A 19,697-nucleotide genomic window follows, 5' to 3' on the forward strand; every position below is an offset into this window, starting at 1 on the left:
CTCGTGAACAAGACCATATTCTGCATCGCGGTATCGGGATGACCTCCCAACGGACCCGTGAGCGTCTGATTCAGCGCCTCTATGAAGAGGGAATATCCAACGCCAAGGTGCTGGAAGTCATCCGCCGCACCCCGCGTCATCTGTTCGTCGATGAGGCGCTGGCTCATCGCGCCTATGAAGATACAGCGTTGCCGATCGGGCATAACCAGACCATTTCCCAGCCTTATATGGTGGCTCGCATGAGCGAACTGCTGCTGGAAGCCGGTCCGTTGGACAAGGTGATGGAAATCGGCACCGGTTCGGGTTACCAGACGGCAGTGCTGTCGCAATTAGTCGAGCGGGTTTTTTCCGTGGAGCGCATCAAGGTTCTGCAAGACCGGGCCAAGGAGCGCCTGGTGGAGCTGAACCTGCGCAACGTGGTGTTTCGCTGGGGCGATGGCTGGGAAGGCTGGCCGGCACTGGCGCCATACAACGGCATCATCGTCACCGCCGTGGCCACCGACGTGCCTCAGGCACTGCTCGATCAGTTGGCACCGGGCGGGCGACTGGTGATTCCGGTCGGCTCCGGTGAAGTTCAACAATTGATGTTGATCATCCGTGAAGAACAGGGCTTTTCCAGACGTGTTCTGGGGGCTGTGCGCTTTGTGCCATTGCTCAATGGGCCGTTGGCCTGAGCATTTGTTTAAGCACGCTGAATTCTCTTCGATTGCCCGGGTCTTACAGCGGCATCGATTGGTTAAACGGAATTCATCGTCAGGCAGCAAACGTGTGCGCGAAGCGAATTCGCTTCATTAAAGGTAAAGCCTGTTCGGCCCGTTATACTTGCGACATTTCGTGCCTGAGCACGGCAATCCATATTTTCAGCCACCACAAAGGGAGCGGCGGGTGAGTCTCACAGTCATTGCGCAGCGAATGGGTATATCGAGCTTTCAGCGTCTGGTGACTGGCCTTGTCTTGAGTACCTTGCTGGTTGGTTGTTCCAGCACCAAATCAGGTAGTGCGAGCGTCGTCGATCGCAACAACGCGGTCGCCCAGCGTCCAGCCGTGACCACCGGACAGTACGTTGTCCGCCCCAAGGACACGTTGTTCTCCATCGCTTTTCGCTACGGTTGGGACTACAAAGCCCTCGCGGCACGGAACAACATTCCTACGCCTTACACGATCCATCCGGGTCAGACAATTCGCTTCGACGGTCGCAGCGGTTCAACGCCGACGGCGGTAGTGAGTTCGTCCAGTTCCTCGCCTTCGTCGTCTAGTAAAACCACCGTAATTCGGCGCCAGGCAAATGGCGCGACGACCACTACAACAGTGCTTGCACCGTCCGTCGCCAACAAGCCGGCACCCGCGCCACTGCCTCCTGCCGGTCCGGCCCCGACAGGCTGGGGGTGGCCTTCTAATGGCATTCTGATTGGTAAATTCTCTTCAAACGGTAGTTTGAATAAAGGAATTGATATCGCCGGAGATTTGGGACAGCCTGTTTTAGCTGCGTCTGATGGGACGGTGGTATACGCCGGGAGTGGCTTAAGGGGCTACGGCGAATTAGTCATCATCAAACACAGCGACACCTACGTCAGTGCCTACGGACATAACCGCAGGCTGTTGGTTCGGGAGGGGCAGCAGGTCAAAGTCGGACAGACAATTGCCGAAATGGGGTCAACGGGTACAGACCGGGTGAAACTGCATTTTGAGATTCGCCGACAAGGTAAACCTGTAGATCCGCTGCAATTCCTGCCACGTCGTTGATTTGTTAGCCAGCCTGTTCCGTCACGTAGAGGGAACAGGCTCCAGCGTTGCCAGGGATCAAGGCGCCGCTTGAGCTTGAGGTCGAACTCACCAAAGGACTATAACAATGGCTCTCAGTAAAGAAGTGCCGGAGTTTGACATCGACGATGAGGTTCTCCTGATGGAGACCGGCATCGCCACGGATTCGATGTCGAATGATGAAGGGGATGCGCCACCTTCCGTTCGCGCCAAATCCAAACACTCCGCTTCGCTTAAGCAACACAAGTACATCGACTACACACGGGCACTTGATGCCACGCAGCTGTATCTCAACGAAATCGGCTTTTCCCCATTGCTCTCCCCGGAGGAAGAAGTTCATTTTGCGCGCTTGTCGCAAAGTGGCGATCCGGCCGGACGCAAGCGCATGATTGAAAGCAACCTGCGGCTGGTGGTGAAAATCGCCCGGCGTTACGTCAATCGTGGGCTGTCGCTGCTGGACCTCATCGAAGAGGGCAACCTCGGCCTGATCCGGGCAGTAGAAAAGTTCGATCCCGAACGCGGGTTCCGCTTTTCGACCTACGCCACCTGGTGGATTCGTCAGACCATTGAGCGCGCGATCATGAATCAGACCCGGACCATCCGGTTGCCGATCCATGTGGTCAAAGAGCTCAACGTGTACTTGCGAGCTGCGCGGGAGCTGACTCAAAAGCTCGATCACGAACCCTCACCCGAAGAAATCGCCAACCTGCTGGAGAAACCGGTAGGCGAGGTCAAGCGCATGCTCGGCCTGAACGAGCGGGTTTCTTCGGTCGACGTCTCGCTGGGTCCGGATTCGGATAAAACCCTGCTGGACACCCTTACCGACGACCGCCCGACCGATCCATGCGAACTGTTGCAGGACGACGACCTGTCACAGAGCATCGATCAGTGGCTCTCGGAACTGACCGACAAGCAACGCGAGGTGGTCGTACGCCGCTTCGGCTTGCGAGGTCACGAGAGCAGCACACTTGAAGACGTAGGCCTGGAAATCGGCTTGACCCGGGAGCGGGTCAGGCAAATCCAGGTTGAAGGCCTCAAGCGTCTTCGGGAGATTCTCGAGAAAAACGGCCTGTCGAGCGAGTCGCTGTTCCAATAAGCAAATTCGTTCAGCCGGTACAAAAAGCCCCAACTGGTTTGGGGCTTTTTGTTGCCGGGAATATGAGAGGTGCGTTGTTTTTTTGCACCACCTCAGGTTTGTAGTCTCGTGCTGTAAGTCTTTGCTTACTCTTTCGTAAGTGTTCGTTATTTTTACACCCTGGCAGTTGTACATTTAATCTGGGGTGTTTATTTATCTTATTGATTTATATGATTATTTTTTTAGATTAACGGCATGTGACAGGCGATTTCAGCGACAGAGGCCGATTGCTCTTGGTGGGGAATTCTCTAGTATCTGAACTGTGTCGACGGATAGACACGCCCTTCAAGGAAGAGGGGAACGGACATCGCAGGAAGCGGTTCATCAGGACGATGAAAAGGAACACAAGGAATAGGGAAAAAATGTGGGCGGGTCATACCGCCCCTTTTTTTGCCTGCAGAAAAGCAAAAGATCAAAATCAAGAATCAAAAGATCGCAGCCTGCGGCAGCTCCTACACAAACCACGTACACCCGTGATTTCACGAGCATGCGCAATCTCTGAAGGAGCCGCCGCAGGCTGCGATCTTTTGATCTTTGGAAAAGCAAAAAGGCCCACAAGGGGCCTTTTCGAGAACGCGGGGGGAATCAGCGTTCGAGGTCTTTGATCTTGCCTTTGACGCCATCCCACTCTTCGGCATCGGGCAACGATTCTTTCTTCTCGGTGATGTTGGGCCAGATTTCCGCCAGCTCAACGTTCAGCTGAATGAATTCCTGCATATCTTCCGGAACTTCATCTTCGGAGAAGATGGCCACGGCAGGGCACTCTGGTTCGCACAGGGCGCAGTCGATGCACTCATCCGGGTGAATCACCAGGAAGTTCGGGCCTTCGTAAAAGCAGTCCACCGGACAGACTTCTACGCAGTCGGTGTACTTGCACTTGATGCAGTTGTCGGTGACGACGAAGGTCATTTCTAATTTTCTCCTCAGGCGGCGGCAGCGGAGCCCCTTTACGTTGGGGTCGCCAGGTTTGAGAGCGATAGTCTGCAGGTCAGGCTATTGGCCTGCAGCATCCCAAACCGCGCGAGATTCTAACAGCTTGCAGGCAAGTGCGTTAGATCCGTGTCTTTAGTGTATAGAGCATTTCGAGCGCACGACGCGGTGACATGTCGTCCAGATCCAGTTTGGCCAGTTCATCCAGTACAGGATGCGGCAGGCTGGCGAACATGTCGCTCTGCTGCGGCGTGACCGGTTTGCCTTTGGCGGCCTTTGGAACTTCATGAGGCAGTGCTGTGGATTCCAGTCGGCTCAGATGTTCGCGAGCACGCACGATCACTTCGCTCGGCACACCGGCCAACTGCGCAACCGCCAGGCCATAGCTCTGGCTGGCAGGCCCAGGCAACACGTGGTGCAGGAACACGATGCGTTCGTTGTGTTCGGTGGCATTGAGGTGCACGTTGGCCACCAGCGGCTGGGCTTCCGGCAGCACCGTCAGCTCGAAATAGTGGGTGGCGAACAGGGTGTAGGCCCGCAGGTGCGCGAGACGCTCTGCCGCCGCCCAGGCCAGGGACAGACCGTCGAATGTGCTGGTGCCGCGACCGACTTCGTCCATCAGCACCAGGCTGCGCTCGGTGGCGTTGTGCAGGATATTTGCGGTTTCGCTCATTTCGACCATGAAGGTCGAACGACCGCCCGCCAAGTCATCGCTGGAACCGATTCGGGTGAAGATTCGGTCGACCAAGGACAATTCGCAACTGGCCGCCGGCACGAAACTGCCGATATGCGCCAGTAGCACGATCAATGCGGTCTGACGCATGTAGGTGGATTTACCGCCCATGTTCGGACCGGTGATCACCAGCATGCGGGTATTGTCGTCAAGGCTCAGGTCATTGGCCACGAATGGCGTAGTGAGTACTTGCTCGACCACCGGATGACGACCCTGGGTAATGCGCATGCACGGCTCGCTGACGAAGCGTGGGCAGTTCAGGTCCAGGTTCAGTGCGCGCTCGGCGAGGTTGCTCAGCACGTCCAGCTCGGCCAAGGCTGCGGCCGTGTCTTGCAAGGGCGGCAACTGAGCGATCAGGTCTTCGAGCAACGCTTCGTAGAGCATCTTTTCGCGAGCCAGGGCACGACTCTTGGCGGACAGCGCCTTGTCTTCGAAGGCCTTCAGTTCCGGCGTGATGAAGCGCTCGGCACCTTTGAGGGTCTGGCGGCGAATATAGTCCGCAGGTGCCGATTCGGCCTGCTTGCTCGGCAGCTCGATGAAGTAGCCGTGAATTCGGTTGTAGCCGACCTTCAAGTGCGACAGGCCGGTGCGGGCCTTCTCACGCGCTTCGAGATCGATCAGGAATTGCCCGGCGTTTTCGCTGAGCGATTGCAGTTCGTCGAGTTCGCTGTCGTAACCGGTTTTCAACACGCCGCCGTCACGGATGACGGCGGGCGGGTTGTCGATGATGGCTTTTTCCAGCAGCGCCGCCAGTTCCGGATAGGTACTGGTGGTCGTCGCCAGTTGAATGATGTGCGGGGCTTCAAGCTCGGCCATCGCTACCTGCAACTCTGGCAGTGCCCCGAGGGCATCGCGCAGACGCGCCAAGTCACGAGGACGGGCATTGCGCAGGCCGATCCGCGCCAGAATCCGCTCGATGTCACCGATTTCCTTGAGCTGCGGTTGCAGTTTTTCGAAGCGGTAACCATCGAGCAGGCAGGTGATCGAACTCTGACGCGCCAGCAATACGGTCAAATCCCGCAGCGGACGGTTCAGCCAGCGAGTCAGCAAGCGGCTGCCCATGGCGGTCTGGCAGCGGTCGACCACCGATTGCAAGGTGTTGTCGCGACCGCCGGCCAGGTTGGTGTCCAGTTCCAGGTTGCGACGGCTCGCGCCATCCAGCACCACGGTGTCGTCCAGGCGTTCATGACGCAGGCTGCGCAAATGCGGCAGGGCGGTGCGCTGGGTTTCCTTGGCGTAGCTGAGCAGGCAGCCAGCAGCGCCGATGGCCAGGGTCAGGTTCTCGCAGCCGAAACCTTTCAGGTCTTGGGTAGAAAACTGCTGACAAAGACTTTTCAGCGCCGAGTCACGTTCAAAATCCCACGGCGCACGGCGACGAACCCCACGACGTTTTTCCGCCGGCAGGTCTTTCGGCCAGTCGTCCGGGATCATCAGCTCTACCGGATTGACCCGCTCCAGTTCCGCCAACAGGTTTTCCCAGCCTTTGATCTCCAGCACGGTGAAGTTGCCGCTGGTAATGTCCAGCACCGCCAGACCGAACAGACGCTCATCACCCAGCACTGCTGCGATCAGGTTATCCCGACGTTCATCCAGCAGCGCTTCATCGCTGACTGTGCCGGGGGTAATGATCCGCACCACCTGACGATCCACTGGGCCTTTACTGGTGGCCGGGTCGCCAACTTGCTCACAAATCACCACTGACTCGCCGAGCTTTACCAGTTTCGCCAGGTAACCTTCCGCGGCGTGGTAAGGAATCCCACACATCGGAATCGCCTGACCCGCCGATTGCCCACGAGCCGTCAGGGTGATGTCCAGCAACTTGGCGGCCTTCTTCGCGTCTTCATAGAAGATCTCGTAGAAGTCGCCCATGCGGTAGAACATCAGCTGGTCAGGATGCTGGTTCTTCAGGCGCCAGTACTGCTGCATCATCGGAGTGTGGGAAGACAGATCGGAAATGGCTTTATTCATCGGAAATTCAGGAAAACTCGTTGAAAGGTGTAGGGCAAAGGAGGGGCATCGGCCCGGCTTTTCCGCGATGGGCGCAAGGTTAACATGGGCAGTCCGACCTACGCAGGCATGAAAGCGCCAAGGCGCACTTCTGCAAACTATGCACGATCTATGCAAATCAGCATTTGTCTTCCGAAAAAAGATCAAGCACTATGCGCGTTATGCAAAAACGCAATGTTTCTACCGTCTTAAGAGCACTGCTCGACCAGCACGGGATCTCCCCCACGGAGCTTCACCGTCGTACCGGCGTGCCTCAATCCACTCTCTCTCGCATTCTCAGCGGGAAGATCGTCGATCCTTCGGATAAACATATTTCGAAGATTGCCGAATACTTCTCCGTGAGCACCGATCAGTTGCGTGGCCGTGCGGATGTCGCGTCCGCCGCCAACGCTGGGCGCGATGAGTCGCACTCGGAACTCAAGGACATAAGCCTGTGGGACGACGATACGCCAGTCGATGACGACGAGGTGTCGGTCCCCTTTCTTCGCGAGGTTGAATTGGCTGCTGGATCAGGAAGATTCGTCATCGAAGAGAGCGAGCGCTCTAGCCTGCGCTTCGGCAAGCGCAGCTTGCGCCACAACGGCGTGCAGTTCGATCAGGCCAAATGCGTGACCGTGCGCGGCAACAGCATGTTGCCAGTACTGCGCGATGGCGCCACGGTCGGGGTGAATGCCGGTAAATGCGGGATTGGCGACATCGTCGACGGTGACCTGTACGCCATCAACCACAACGGCCAGTTGCGGGTGAAACAGCTTTATCGCCTGCCGACAGGGATTCGCCTGCGCAGCTTCAATCGCGATGAGCATCCGGACGAGGACTACAGCTTCCAGGAGATCCAGGAAGAGCAGATTGTCATCCTCGGTCACGTCTTCTGGTGGGGCATGTACGCCCGTTAACCTCACCGCTGTCAGATAAAACCCGCTGCCCGGCGGGTTTTTTTCGCCTATCGAAAACCGGCAACGCCTTTGCCTGCGGGGCTTTCATGCGCCTGTGCATTTCTAATGCATAAATAAATGCATTTGTGCATTGACTGTATATGCATCCATGCATATTCTTTGTCTCAAGCCGCCCAACAAGGCGGCTCGAAACGAAGCTCTTTAGTTCCACCACAAAGGCAGCGATGAACCGGCCTCAACGGTTCAGAGGGTTGGCAACTGACCCGGGTGTGCAGCGTAAAGCACCAGAAGCAGTTATCCGGCGGGCAGGGACCGCGGTCGGAAAAACAATTTGAATCGATCCGTACCGCGCCAGTAGCGCCGAAAGATCAGCTTCCTTTTTGTACACAGGATTAAAGGAAGGCGAAGGACCGCATTACTGAAAAGCCTGGGCCACCGGGCTTTTTGGAATGCCGACCTCAAGAGACATCGCTTGATCCCAACACATATCACTCATCAATCACCCCCAGGAGGCGTGACATGACAAACGAGCAACAAGCGTTGCTGGACATGCCGATCTGGCTGGTCATCGTTCTCGCCCTGGTGGGCGGGGTGTCCGGCGAAATGTGGCGCGCCGACAAGGAGGGCGCCCGTGGCTGGTCGCTGCTGCGGCGCCTGGCGCTGCGCTCCGGTGCCTGCATGATCTGCGGGGTCTCGGCCATCATGCTGCTGTACGCCGCCGGCATGTCGATCTGGGCCGCAGGGGCTTTTGGTTGCCTGACGGCGATGGCCGGGGCGGACGTGGCCATCGGGCTTTATGAGCGCTGGGCTGCCAAGCGGATTGGTGTTTGTGAAGTGCCGCCGCGTAATACGCCTCAGGATCATTGAGACCCCAACCTGAAGGAGCGTCATCCACAGTGCAAACCGCACTGACCCGCAAGGACGCGGGTTTCCCACGGCCAGTACCGTTCACTCAAACCCGCCGCGGCGGGTTTTTTTATTGCCCGGTGAAGATTTATGAAGATCACAGCCCTCATTACGCAGTTGCGTGAGCAATGCCCGACCCTGGCCAATCGCATCGCGGCCGGCATCGACCTCGCCATACTGCAAGCCAACACCCCGCTCCAAACACCCTGCGCCTATGTGGTGCCGATTGCCGATGTGGCAAGCAAAAGCCTGGCGCAAAACCTGATGCTGCAACCCATCCGCGACCGCTTCGAAGTGACCCTGGTGCTCGACACCACGGACGCTACAAAAGCGCTGGATCTGTTGCATGACCTACGCGCTGAGCTATGGCGCGCACTGGTGGGTTTCAAGCCCGGCAGCGACTACGAAGCCATCGAATACGACGGCGGCGAACTGGTTTCGATCAACAGCAGCCGCGTTCTGTATCGCCTGCGCTTTTTTGCCGAATTCCAGCTCGGCCGCAATCTGCCGGGTCAGCCGGCGGAGAGCTGGCACGAGCGTGAACTGGACGGTTTGTCGTCCTTTACCGGGGTCACCGTGCGGGTCGATGCGATCGATCCGGCGGACCCCAATCTGCAACGCCCAGGCCCCGACGGGCGCCTGGAACTGACTTTCTCTGGAGACGTAACCCCATGAGCAAACGCATCACCGTGCTGCCGGCCCCGGGCCGTGTCGTGCCGGACCCGGAAGCGGGCGATCTGTTGCCCCTCGAGGGCCGTGAAGTGCCGGACAACGCCTGGTGGCGTCGACGTCTGGCCGATGGCGATATCACTACCAAAGCCGTGAAAGCGGCGAAACCACAGGGAGCCAAATAATGGCGATCGGATTCAGCAACATCCCCGCGGACATTCGTGTTCCGCTGTTCTATGCCGAAATGGACAACTCGGCCGCCAATAGCGCGTCGTCGGCCGTGCGCCGCCTGATCGTCGCTCAGGTCAACGACAACATCGCGCCGGCCGATGTCGGCAAACTGGTGTTGGTGTCCAGCGTGGCGCTGGCCAAAAGCATTGGCGGCCAGGGCTCGATGCTCGCCTCGATGTATGAAACCTGGCGCAAGACCGACCCGATCGGCGAGATCTGGTGCCTGCCGCTGCACAACACTGAAGGCAGTATTGCCAAAGGCGTGCTGACCCTGACCGGTGCCGCGACCCAGAGCGGTGTGCTCAACCTGTACGTCGGCGGCGTTCGTGTTCAGGCGGCCATCGTCAATGGTGCCACCGCGGCGCAAGCGGCCACGGCCCTGGCACTGAAAATCAATGCCTCCGCCGATCTGCCAGTCAGCGCGGCAGCGGTCGAAGGTGTGGTCACCCTGAGCGCCAAATGGACTGGCGACAGCGGCAACGACATCAGCCTGCAATTCAATCGCCTGGGCAAGAGCAACGGCGAAGAAACCCCGGCAGGCCTGACCTCGGCCATCACTGCCATGACCGGCGGCGCTGGTGTGCCCGATCAAGTGGCCGCTGTGGCGGCGCTGGGCGATGAGCCGTTCGAGTTCATCTGCATGCCGTGGTCGGATCTGTCGACCCTCAACACCTGGCAAGCCGTCATGGATGACAGCACCGGTCGTTGGTCCTGGGCCAAGCAATTGTTCGGTCACGTCTACAGTGCCAAGCGCGGCACCATCGGTACTCTGGTGGCGGCCGGTCAGGCGCGTAACGATCAGCACATGACCATTCAGGCGCTGGAGCCTGGCGTACCGCAACCGTTCTGGGTGCAGGCCGCCGCATTGGCTGCGCGTACTTCGGTATTCATCTCTGCCGACGCCAGCCGTCCGACTCAAAGCGGCAGCCTGCCCGGTCTCGACCCGGCACCGGCGAGCGAGCGTTTCACCCTGACCGAGCGTCAGTCGTTGCTCAACTACGGCATCGCTACCGCGTACTACGAAGGCGGCTACGTGCGCATTCAGCGTTCGATCACCACCTATCAGAAGAACGCCTACGGCCAGGCAGATAACTCCTATCTGGACAGCGAAACCATGCACCAGTCGGCGTTCATCGTGCGTCGTCTGCAAAGCGTGATCACCAGCAAATACGGTCGCCACAAACTGGCCTCCGACGGCACCCGTTTCGGCGCCGGCCAGCCCATCGTTACCCCGAGCACCATTCGCGGTGAGCTGATCGCCCAGTACGCCAAGCTCGAACTGGAAGGCCACGTGGAAAACGCCGAGCTGTTCGCCGAGCACCTGATCGTCGAGCGCGACGTGCAGGACCCGAGCCGGGTCAACGTGCTGTTCCCGCCGGATTACATCAACGGCCTGCGCGTGTTCGCGCTGCTCAACCAGTTCCGTCTGCAGTACGACGACGCAGCCTGATCGCTGCCTTTGACTGTGTGAATTCGGCCCACCTCGCGTGGGCTTTTTATTTGAAGGGAGAAACACCATGGGTCAACTGATTGCGGGCACCTGCTACGTCAAAGTGGACGGCGCTCAACTGACTATCAACGGCGGCTGCGAAGCGCCTCTGATGGCCGTTAAACGGGAAACCGTCGTGCCGGGCTTCTACAAGGAAACCGACATCGCGCCATCGTTCAAAGTGACGGCGCTGCACACCGCAGACTTTCCGCTCAAGCAACTGATTGCAGGCACTGACATGACCGTCACCTGCGAATTCAGCAACGGCAAAGTCTACGTCCTGGCCGGCGCCTACCTGGTGGAAGAACCGGTATCCAAAGGCGACGACGCCACCATCGAACTGAAATTCGAAGGCATCAAGGGGACCTGGCAATGAGCAACGCCGTGAAGCTTCAAGTTGCGATCGAAGCCCACGGCGAGCCCTTGACCGAACTCAACCTGCGCCGTCCGACGGTGCAGGAAGTGCGGGCGATCAAGGCGCTGCCGTACAAGATCGACAAGAGCGAAGAGGTCAGCCTCGACATGGACGTCGCGGCCAAATACATCGCCGTGTGCGCCGGCATCCCGCCGTCGTCGGTCAACCAGTTGGACCTGGCTGACCTCAACGCGCTGAGTTGGGCCGTCGCGAGTTTTTTCATGAGTGCGGCGTCGGCGCCATCACCGACCTGATCGCAGTCGCCTATGACCTGGCCTGGTTCTGGAAGGTTGACCCCGAACAGATGATGACCAGGCCACTGGATGTGCTCCGCGAATCGCTGGAGCACGCGCAACGGATCAATGCGATGCAGCAGGTGCAGTGATGGCAGACACGGAAAAGAAAGAGAAAACGTCGGTGCTGCTCACGGGCATCGACGAACTGTCACCCAAACTCGGCGCCCTTCGGGCAAAAGTCGAAGGATTCAGGAAAAACCTGGAGCTGACCGGCCTCGGCAAACTGGACATCAGCGGTCTGTTCAAGGGCGGTAGCGTGATCACGCCATTTGTGGATGCCATCAAGGCATCCGACGCGTTCAAGGGCAAATTGACCGAGGTCAGCGAATCGGCCGAAGGCGTTGATTTGCCGAAGGCGCCGGCAAGCGCTACACAAAACATGAATGTGTTCAGTCGATCGATGGAGCAGGTGTCGGTCGCGGCCAACACGGCCTTGCAGCCTGCCGTCGCTACGGTAACGGCAGGTCTTCAACCTTTGTTGGCTGGATTTGGCAGTCTGCTCGATGACAACCCGAAGCTGGTCGAAGGGCTGGCGGCAGGTGCCATCGCGTTCTCGGCGATGCAAACCGCCGTGACCGGCGCGACTCAAGTGTTCGATCTGATGAGCATGGTGCTCAAGACCAATCCGATCATGCTGATTGCCATGGGTATCGCCCTGGCGGCCGGTTTGATCATTGCCAACTGGGAACCGATTTCGACGTTCTTCACCGGGCTCTGGCAAAAGGTTGTCAGTTATTGGCTGCCGATCAGCGGGGTTTTCTCGGATATTTTTGATCGAGTAAAGGCAGTCGTGAGCGCAGGATTCGATTTCCTCAAGGCGTGGTTTGCCTGGACTCCCTACGCAATGATCCTGAACAACTGGGGGGCCGTTGTCGGTTTGTTCGCGGCCATCTGGGATCTGCTCATGGCACTGACCGTGCCGGTGAAGGAGAAACTGCGCAGCCTGTTCGACTGGGTTCCACTGGACGCCATTACCGCGGCTTGGGATCAGGTGCCGGCCATGTTCTCGGGCTACTGGGAGTCAATCAAGCTTGGGGCGCAGGCGTTTTTTTCCTACCTCGGCGGCCTGTTCACTTGGTCACCCTTGGACGCACTGAGCGAAACATGGGCATCTGTGGTTCAGTTTTTCAGTGAAAAAGCGGAAAAGCTCCGGGCCATTCTGGCGCCGATCCAGGAGATGCTGGGCGGGAGCTTTGGTGGTTTTATCGCCAAAATTACCGGCAAGGTCGAAGGCTTTACCGAGGCGCAAAATAAAACCAATGCCGAAGGCAAGGGTGAATTTGCGCCAGCGGCGGCATTTTTTGGTGACGTTTCCGAGCCCCCCTCAAGCGCGCTGACGGCTCCCGGCAGTTTGCCGCTCAAGTCGCCAATGCACTCCGGTTCCCTGACACAAACCTCAAGCACCCTGATCCAGCAAACCGCCGCCAACAACCGCACGCAACTCGAAGGCGGCCTGACCGTGCGCTTCGAAAACGCGCCGGCCGGGCTGCGCACCGATCAACCGCAAACCAATCAACCGGGGCTGTCGCTCAATTCGCGCATCGGCTATCGCTCGCTGTCTCTGGGAGGTTCCAATGAACTGGCGTGACCGTTTGTTGCCGGCATCCTTTCGGGGTGTCGGTTTTTGGGTCGATCAGGCGAAAACTCCGGTCGGCCACAAGGGCCAGTTGCATGAGTATCCACAACGTGACCAGCCGTTTTTCGAGGGCCTTGGGCAGCAGGCGAAGATCCACGACCTGACGGCCTTCATCGTCGGCGCCGATTGCCTGGAGCAGCGCGACAAGTTGCTCAAGGCGTTGGAGCAGGGCAGTGGTGAACTGGTCCACCCGTGGTTGGGGCGGATGCAAGTCAAGGTCGGTGAATGCGACATGACCCACACCCGCCAGGACGGCGGGCTGGTGACCTTTGCCCTGAAGTTCTACCCCGATCAACCCCTGCAATTTCCGACCGCCACGGTCAGCACGCAAAAGGTGCTGCTGTCATCGGCGGACACGTTGCTGGGCTCGGCGGTGGCGCGTTTCGAACAGGCCATGACCCTGATCAAGGCCGCGCGGATCGGCATCGCCAATCTGCGCAACAGCCTGACCGGGGTCTATGAAGTGATCCAGGAACAGCTCAAACCGTTGATCGAGGAGTACCGGCAGATCAGCGAGCTGGTCAAAGCGGTCAAGGAGTTGCCCAAGGAAGTGGTGGCGGAATTCAAGGGCTTGCTCGGCGACATTCAGGAACTCAAGGACTTCGCAAAGGAGGGCTATCGTGGCGTGATTGCCAACGTTTCCCAGCAGATCGAAGCCATCCGCAAGGCTGATGCACCGAAGCTCACCACCGGCAAGGACACCACGGCCGCGGCGCAAGCCATGGCTGATCTGGTGCAAGACATGCTGCTGGTGAAGGTGGCGCAATGGGTCGCCTCGATGCCAGTGGCGTCGACACCGGTGAAACTGACCTCGCAGCCGTCGCTGGATCATCAGACGCTGCAGCCGGTCACCCGTCAGGAAGTGCCGGTCACCGACGATTTGCAGTTGTTGCAAAAGGAGTTGAACGAAGCGATCCAACTGGCACTGAACAAGGCCAGTCCCACGCACTATCAGGCCATCAACGATGTGAAGCAGACGTTGAATGCGCACCTCAAGGCGGTGGCGTCGTCCGGCGTGCGGCTGGTCAGCAAATCTTTTCAAGAGAGCTTGCCTGCCGTCGTTGTGGCCTATCGGCAATTTGCCGATGCCACACGGGTCACGGAAGTGACTCAGCGCAACGGTGTTGCCCATCCGTTGTTCCTGCCGCCCAACGATGTGAAAGTTTCCGGGAAGTGAACCATGAACGACATGGATAACCGGGTCACCCTGACCGTCGGCGGCCTGGAATACGGTGGCTGGAAAAGCGTGGAAATCACTGCGGATCTGGAGCGCCAGTTCCGCACCTTTAAACTCAACATCACCTGGCAATGGCCGGGGCAGACCGTAGACAAACGGATCCAGCCCGGTGACGCCTGTGAAGTGCGCATCGGCCAGGATCTGGTGCTGACCGGGTATGTGTTCAAGGCCCCGATCAGTTATGACGGACGGCAGATCAGCCTGAACATCGAAGGCAGTTCCTGCACCCAGGATCTGGTGGATTGCGCAGCGACCAACCGCCCGAACCAATGGCATGAGCAATCGCTGTTGAGCATCGTCGAAGCGCTGGCGATCACCTACAAGGTCTTTGTGGTCAGCGAAATTCCCGAAACCGCCCGACTCAGCAGTCACACCATCGTGCCGGGGGAAACGGTGTTTCAATCCATCGACCGCTTGCTGACCTTGTTCCGGGTATTTTCTACCGATGATGCCCAGGGCCGGCTGGTGCTGGCCCGGCCCGGCAGTGGTGGCCGGGCCATCGATGCGCTGGAGTTGGGCAAAAATATTCTGTCGGCCAATGCGCCGATGGATTACAGCCAGGTGTTCTCTGAATACCGGGTGATCGGCCAGCACAAGGGCACTGACAAGAAGAGCGGGGCAGCAGTCAGCGAGGTTGAATCGGTGTCCGCCGACCTGGGCTACAAACGTCGGCGGGTCACAGTGATCAACGAAGGCATGCAGATTAATCCCGAACTCGCGTTGCAACGGGCCAACTGGGAAGCCGCCACTCGCGTGGGCAAGGCGTTGACCACCACTTATCAGGTGCAAGGCTGGCGACAGTCGAACGGCGACTTGTGGCGCCACAACACGCTGGTCAGGGTCAAGGATCCGGTACTCGGGTTCGATGACGACATGCTGATCTCGAAGGTGACCTACTCGCTGTCGGCGCAAGGCTCGGTCACCACCTTGCAAGTCGCACCGCCGCATACCTTCGACGCCAATCCCGAGCCTGCGAAGAAAACCTGAGCCCGACGCGCACCTTATGTGCATACCCATGTTGTGAACGACGGTGACTCAATGTGGGAGCGAGCCTGCTCGCGATTACGGTCTGACATTCACCTTTGATATTGACTGACAGATCGCTATCGCGAGCAGGCTCGCTCCCACAGTTTTCCGCGTTCGACTTGATCATTGAAGGACCCCCAATGAGCCTACTGACACGCCTCCTGGCGCGCGGCACTGTCGTGCTCGCCAACTCGGCCACCAAGCTTCAATCACTGCAAATGCGCCTCACCGCCGGCGAAGTGAACGACGACATGGAGCACTTCGAACCCTACGGTTTCACCAGCAATCCGCTGGCCGGTGCCGAAGGTATCGCCACCTTTCTGGGCGGTGATCGCTCCCATGCCATCGTGCTGGTGGTCGCCGACCGTCGCTACCGTCTCCAGTCCCTGGCCGCTGGCGAAGTGGCGATCTACACCGACGAAGGCGACAAAATTCACTTCAAGCGTGGGCGGGTCATCGACATCGAAACAGCCACCCTGAACATCCGCGCCAGCAGCGCGGTGAACATCGACACGCCGGTCATCAACCAGACCGGCAAGATCGTCTCCCAGGGCGACCAGATTGCCGGCGGCATCAGCCAGATCAAACATGTGCATGTCGGCGTTCAAGCAGGCAACGGCCAGACCGGCGTACCGGCAGGAGGGCAATGATGTTGATCAGCCAAAACCTCCACGCCGCACTGACCCGTTCAGTGCTGATCAGCCTGTTCACCTGGCGCCGCGCCGCCGATGACGATGCCTTCGACGACGAAGAACGTTTCGGCTGGTGGGGCGACACTTTTCCTACCGTTGCCGACGACCGCATCGGTTCGCGGCTGTGGCTGTTGCGCCGGGTCAAGCTGACCCGCCAGACCCAGATGGACGCCGAGTTCTATGCCCGCGAAGCCCTGCAATGGCTGATCGATGACGGCCATTGCAGCGCCATCGACATCATCAGCGAACGCCTCGACGCCCAGCGCCTGAACCTGCGCACGGTCCTGACCCTGGCCGACGGCGAGCGCCTGGACATCAACCCCGATAACAGTTGGCAGGTGATCTATGCCGTTTGAAACCCCTTCGCTGCCGGTGCTGATCAAGCGCACCCAAAGCGACCTGGCCAGCGATTCGCTGCGCCAGTCCGATGCGCAAGTGCTGGCCCGCACCCTCGGTGGTGCCGCCTATGGCCTGTATGGCTATCTGGACTGGATCGCCGAGCAGATCCTCCCGGACAAGGCCGATGAATCGACCCTCGAACGGATCGCCGCACTGCGTCTGAATCAGCCGCGCAAAGCCGCACAAGCGGCCAGCGGCAGCGTCAGCTTTACCGCCAGCGCCGGTGCCGTGCTGGACGTCGACACCCTGCTGCAGTCGAGCGACGGTCGCACCTACAAAGTGACCGCCGCACGCACCACCAGCAATGGCCTCAACAGCACCACCATCGCCGCGCTCGAGGCCGGCAGCCTGGGCAACGCCGAGGCTGGCATGACGCTGATTCCGGTGCAGCCGATTGCGGGTATCGTCGGCAATAGCTTCACGGTCCTGGCGCCGGGGCTCAGCGGCGGTGTGGCGCGGGAAAGCCTGGAATCGCTGCGTTCGCGGGTGATCCGCTCCTACCGCATCATCCCTCATGGCGGTTCAGCGCAAGACTATGAAACCTGGGCCCTGGAATGCCCCGGCGTGACCCGTGTCTGGTGCCGTGGCGGTTTGTTGGGGCCGGGTACAGTCAGCCTGTTCATCATGCGTGACGACGACCCGCAACCAGTGCCGAACGACGAACAACTGGCCGAAGTCCAGGCCTACATCGAGCCTCTGCGCCCGGTCACCGCCGAGGTGCATGTGCAGCGACCGGTTCAAGTGCCAGTGGTCTATCACCTGACGCTGACCCCCGACACCACCGCCATACGCGCCGCCGTCGAAGCGCAGCTGCGCGACCTGCACAACCGCGAAGCAGACCTCGGCCAGAAGTTGTTGATCAGTCACATCCGTGAAGCGATCAGCAGCACCAGCGGCGAAAACGACCACGTACTCACCTCGCCTGTCGCTGATGTCGAAACCGAGCGCAATGAGCTGCTGACCTTTGGAGGTTGCGTATGGGGGGCATAAGAACCGCCGCGCAATACCACGCCCAACTGCGCAGCCTGCTGCCCAGTGGTCCGGCGTGGGACCCCGAGCGAGTCCCGGAACTTGAAGAAGTGCTCGAAGGCGTCGCCCAGGAATTGGCACGACTCGACGCCCGAGCCGCCGACCTGCTCAACGAAATGGACCCGGCCGGCGTCAGCGAACTGGTGCCGGACTGGGAGCGGGTGATGAACCTGCCCGACCCCTGCCTGGGCGCCACCCCTTTGTTCGACGACCGCCGTCTTGCGGTACGCCGACGCCTGCTCGCGGTCGGTAGCCAGGCCGTCGGCTACTACCTCGAAATCGCCAAAAGCCAAGGCTACCCGAACGCCACCATCACCGAACTGGAAGCCCCGCGCATGGGGCGCTCGCGTTTCGGTGCGGCGCACTGGGGCACTTGGGAAGCGCAGTTCATGTGGACGCTCAATACAGGTGGGCGATTGTTGCTGGGACGACGTTTTGGCGCGAGTTATTGGGGCGAGCGCTTCGGCGTGAACCCGGGCTCGGCACTGGAATGCCTGATCCACCGCAGCGCACCGGCGCATACCAAGGTGCACATCAATTATGACTAGGGAATAGAGAGATGGATTATCCGAAAAGTGTGCCCAGCGCCGGGTTGGTGAATGGGAAGTTTGTCGATGAGAACCCGTTGACCGGGACGCCGGGATCGTTGATTCCGGCGGACTGGGGGAATGGGGTAACGCAGGAAATTGTGAACGTCATCAAGGCCGGGGATCTGACTCCGGACGAGACGAAGTACGATCAGTTGCTGCAAGCAATTCAGAGCGTGTCCGCCAAGGGCTGGAATCTGGATTCGGCATTGCCGATCGGCTCGTTGCCGCCGGCCACGGTGGCTACGGCGGATGGGCGTTTGCCGGTAACCCCGGCGGCAGTTTCGACCAGCGGCGGCCGGGTGTCGATTCCGGCGGGGGTATTGGTCAGCATTGGCCAGGAAGTCGTCGCGGGGCAGTTGGGCAGGGCGCGGACGTTTACCACCCAAGCGTGGAGCAGTGATTTGTTGGCGACCTCCAGCTACTTCCTGCGTGCGCAGGTGATCGGTGGTGCGCTGACGTTCTACATGCAACGAGGAACAATCTATGACGTTGCGCCCGAAGGTCTGAAGGGTGCTGTCAATGGCGGAGCGGGGGGCGGTTTTCAATCCACGCCGCTGGACATCTGCATTGCCTGGGTGATGACGGGCGCACCAGGGTCCGTTCCGGTCGTCAGGCCGATCTACAACCGTAACCGATTGGCGTGGACGCAAACCGTCAACGGCAGCGGTGTGGTTTACCTGCCTCTGGATCCTCATGCCCGGGCGGCACGTCTGGTGGTGGGGAACCCGACGCCTTCGGCGACCGAGATCACTGGGGTGTCGTTTGCGCCAACGGGTTGGGTTGGTGGCAACTACTGCTTTCTCTCACCGGCGCTGACCACAAGCTCCAATCACGATGGTGGTTGGACGAACCCGATGCCGTGCGTGATCTTTACCAATAACTTTGTCAACGACGCCACGGTCACGACCCTGACCGCCAGTTTCGACCATTTGCAATTGCGCTCGTTGTGGCAGTCCTATCAGGCCGAACACATGCTCGGTTCGACCAGCGCCGTCAGCGATGAATTGCTGTTCAGTATGGGGATCAAGAACCACCCCGTGTCTGATTACGCCACTGGGATCGCGGTCAACTTCTCGGCAGCAGTCAATGTCAGTCTTTCCTGGGAGTTGATTCGATGAACGTTATTCAAGAGCTACATCAGTTCGAGGACGGTCTGCGTCCTGCACAGCCTTCTGCCGCCCATGACTGGGACGGTGAACAATGGGTGCTGGACGCCGCGAAAGTCGCCCTGCTGGAACAACAGGAAACCGAACGCCTGTGCGCCAAAGTCGATGCTGCCGCAGACAGCGCGCGCACTGCTCTGGCCGGTGATCCTCTCAAAGCCATGGAATACGCCCAGGCCGCCGTCGACGCCCAAGCCTTTCAGGATGCGGGTTACCCGAAAAAAGACGTGCCGCTGGCCGTCTCTGCATGGATCGTTAAAGGCCGGACGGCCAAGCAGGCCGCTGAGCAGATACTGAGCAAAGCCGCGCAGCTGAGCGACAACTTACTGACCCTGCGCACATTGCGCCTCAAGGCCAAAACGCAAATCCGCACGCACGCAGCCAAGGGCAAGATGGATCTGGCCCGTAGTGTTGGCGATGAAGCGTTGGTGGCTATTCGTGAATTCGTCAGCTAGGC

Annotated in this window: 21 protein-coding genes; 19 read left to right on the top strand and 2 right to left on the bottom strand. The window is 59.4% G+C overall.

Annotated features, from left to right (window positions below; genetic code table 11):
• Positions 1–38 precede the first annotated feature (38 nt).
• The 3 genes from PMI18_RS01960 to rpoS all read left to right on the top strand — a co-directional run bounded on the left by PMI18_RS01960 (position 39) and on the right by rpoS (position 2,857).
• Positions 39–674: a protein-L-isoaspartate(D-aspartate) O-methyltransferase gene (locus PMI18_RS01960; RefSeq protein ID WP_177318845.1), complete on the top strand. Its 636-nt coding sequence runs from the start codon at positions 39–41 to the stop codon at positions 672–674.
• Between the two features lie 211 nt (positions 675–885).
• The gene (locus PMI18_RS30805) at positions 886–1,743 is read left to right on the top strand and encodes a peptidoglycan DD-metalloendopeptidase family protein (RefSeq protein WP_007907198.1); all 858 of its coding nucleotides are present in this window, start codon (positions 886–888) and stop codon (positions 1,741–1,743) included.
• Between the two features lie 106 nt (positions 1,744–1,849).
• Entirely contained in the window at positions 1,850–2,857 is a 1,008-nt protein-coding gene (gene rpoS / locus PMI18_RS01950) for an RNA polymerase sigma factor RpoS (protein WP_007907200.1), read from the top strand.
• Between the two features lie 624 nt (positions 2,858–3,481).
• Here the strand turns inward: rpoS and fdxA are convergent.
• The gene (gene fdxA, locus PMI18_RS01945; protein ID WP_003222178.1) at positions 3,482–3,805 is read right to left on the bottom strand and encodes a ferredoxin FdxA; all 324 of its coding nucleotides are present in this window, start codon (positions 3,803–3,805) and stop codon (positions 3,482–3,484) included.
• A 142-nt stretch (positions 3,806–3,947) separates the two neighbouring features.
• Positions 3,948–6,515, bottom strand: a complete 2,568-nt coding sequence (mutS, locus tag PMI18_RS01940) for a DNA mismatch repair protein MutS (protein WP_177319042.1) — start codon at positions 6,513–6,515, stop codon at positions 3,948–3,950.
• Positions 6,516–6,727: 212 nt separating this feature from the next.
• On the opposite strand from mutS, the gene PMI18_RS01935 reads away from it, so the two are divergent.
• The 16 genes from PMI18_RS01935 (at position 6,728) to PMI18_RS01860 (ending at position 19,695) form a co-directional block, all read left to right on the top strand.
• Complete coding sequence (locus PMI18_RS01935) at positions 6,728–7,462, top strand: XRE family transcriptional regulator (protein WP_007907205.1); 735 nt, start codon at positions 6,728–6,730, stop codon at positions 7,460–7,462.
• Positions 7,463–7,981: 519 nt separating this feature from the next.
• Positions 7,982–8,329, top strand: coding sequence for a phage holin family protein (locus PMI18_RS01930; protein ID WP_007907207.1), 348 nt, complete (start codon positions 7,982–7,984; stop codon positions 8,327–8,329).
• A gap of 129 nt (positions 8,330–8,458) precedes the next feature.
• A complete protein-coding gene (locus tag PMI18_RS01925; RefSeq protein WP_007907209.1) occupies positions 8,459–9,043 on the top strand; it encodes a phage tail terminator protein in 585 nt (194 codons plus the stop codon).
• Positions 9,040–9,222: a DUF2635 domain-containing protein gene (locus PMI18_RS01920; protein ID WP_007907211.1), complete on the top strand. Its 183-nt coding sequence runs from the start codon at positions 9,040–9,042 to the stop codon at positions 9,220–9,222. The genes PMI18_RS01925 and PMI18_RS01920 overlap by 4 nt, the downstream gene beginning before the upstream one ends.
• Entirely contained in the window at positions 9,222–10,718 is a 1,497-nt protein-coding gene (locus PMI18_RS01915; RefSeq protein WP_007907213.1) for a phage tail sheath subtilisin-like domain-containing protein, read from the top strand. The genes PMI18_RS01920 and PMI18_RS01915 overlap by 1 nt, the downstream gene beginning before the upstream one ends.
• A 67-nt stretch (positions 10,719–10,785) precedes the next feature.
• On the top strand, positions 10,786–11,133 hold the full coding sequence (locus tag PMI18_RS01910; RefSeq protein WP_007907215.1) for a phage tail tube protein: 348 nt from the start codon (positions 10,786–10,788) through the stop codon (positions 11,131–11,133).
• Positions 11,130–11,426, top strand: a complete 297-nt coding sequence (locus tag PMI18_RS01905) for a phage tail assembly protein (protein ID WP_007907223.1) — start codon at positions 11,130–11,132, stop codon at positions 11,424–11,426. Before PMI18_RS01910 ends, PMI18_RS01905 begins: the two co-directional genes overlap by 4 nt.
• 130 nt (positions 11,427–11,556) lie before the next feature.
• Positions 11,557–13,056: a hypothetical protein gene (locus PMI18_RS01900; RefSeq protein WP_007907225.1), complete on the top strand. Its 1,500-nt coding sequence runs from the start codon at positions 11,557–11,559 to the stop codon at positions 13,054–13,056.
• The gene (locus PMI18_RS01895; protein WP_007907227.1) at positions 13,043–14,281 is read left to right on the top strand and encodes a DNA circularization protein; all 1,239 of its coding nucleotides are present in this window, start codon (positions 13,043–13,045) and stop codon (positions 14,279–14,281) included. The genes PMI18_RS01900 and PMI18_RS01895 overlap by 14 nt, the downstream gene beginning before the upstream one ends.
• A 3-nt stretch (positions 14,282–14,284) precedes the next feature.
• Complete coding sequence (locus tag PMI18_RS01890; RefSeq protein WP_007907228.1) at positions 14,285–15,328, top strand: phage baseplate assembly protein; 1,044 nt, start codon at positions 14,285–14,287, stop codon at positions 15,326–15,328.
• Positions 15,329–15,507: 179 nt separating this feature from the next.
• Positions 15,508–16,017, top strand: coding sequence for a phage baseplate assembly protein V (locus tag PMI18_RS01885; protein WP_007907229.1), 510 nt, complete (start codon positions 15,508–15,510; stop codon positions 16,015–16,017).
• Positions 16,017–16,415 (top strand): phage GP46 family protein, encoded by a 399-nt coding sequence (locus PMI18_RS01880; protein WP_007907231.1) that lies wholly within the window; start codon positions 16,017–16,019, stop codon positions 16,413–16,415. The genes PMI18_RS01885 and PMI18_RS01880 overlap by 1 nt, the downstream gene beginning before the upstream one ends.
• Positions 16,405–17,448 (top strand): baseplate J/gp47 family protein, encoded by a 1,044-nt coding sequence (locus PMI18_RS01875; RefSeq protein ID WP_007907233.1) that lies wholly within the window; start codon positions 16,405–16,407, stop codon positions 17,446–17,448. Before PMI18_RS01880 ends, PMI18_RS01875 begins: the two co-directional genes overlap by 11 nt.
• Positions 17,436–18,035, top strand: coding sequence for a YmfQ family protein (locus PMI18_RS01870; RefSeq protein WP_007907236.1), 600 nt, complete (start codon positions 17,436–17,438; stop codon positions 18,033–18,035). Before PMI18_RS01875 ends, PMI18_RS01870 begins: the two co-directional genes overlap by 13 nt.
• 11 nt (positions 18,036–18,046) lie before the next feature.
• Positions 18,047–19,195 carry a hypothetical protein gene (locus PMI18_RS01865; RefSeq protein ID WP_007907251.1) on the top strand — a complete coding sequence of 383 codons (1,149 nt, stop codon included), beginning with the start codon at positions 18,047–18,049 and terminating at the stop codon, positions 19,193–19,195.
• Complete coding sequence (locus PMI18_RS01860) at positions 19,192–19,695, top strand: hypothetical protein (protein WP_007907253.1); 504 nt, start codon at positions 19,192–19,194, stop codon at positions 19,693–19,695. The genes PMI18_RS01865 and PMI18_RS01860 overlap by 4 nt, the downstream gene beginning before the upstream one ends.
• Positions 19,696–19,697 lie beyond the last annotated feature (2 nt).

Source organism: Pseudomonas sp. GM102 (genome assembly GCF_000282555.1).
GTDB lineage: Bacteria > Pseudomonadota > Gammaproteobacteria > Pseudomonadales > Pseudomonadaceae > Aquipseudomonas.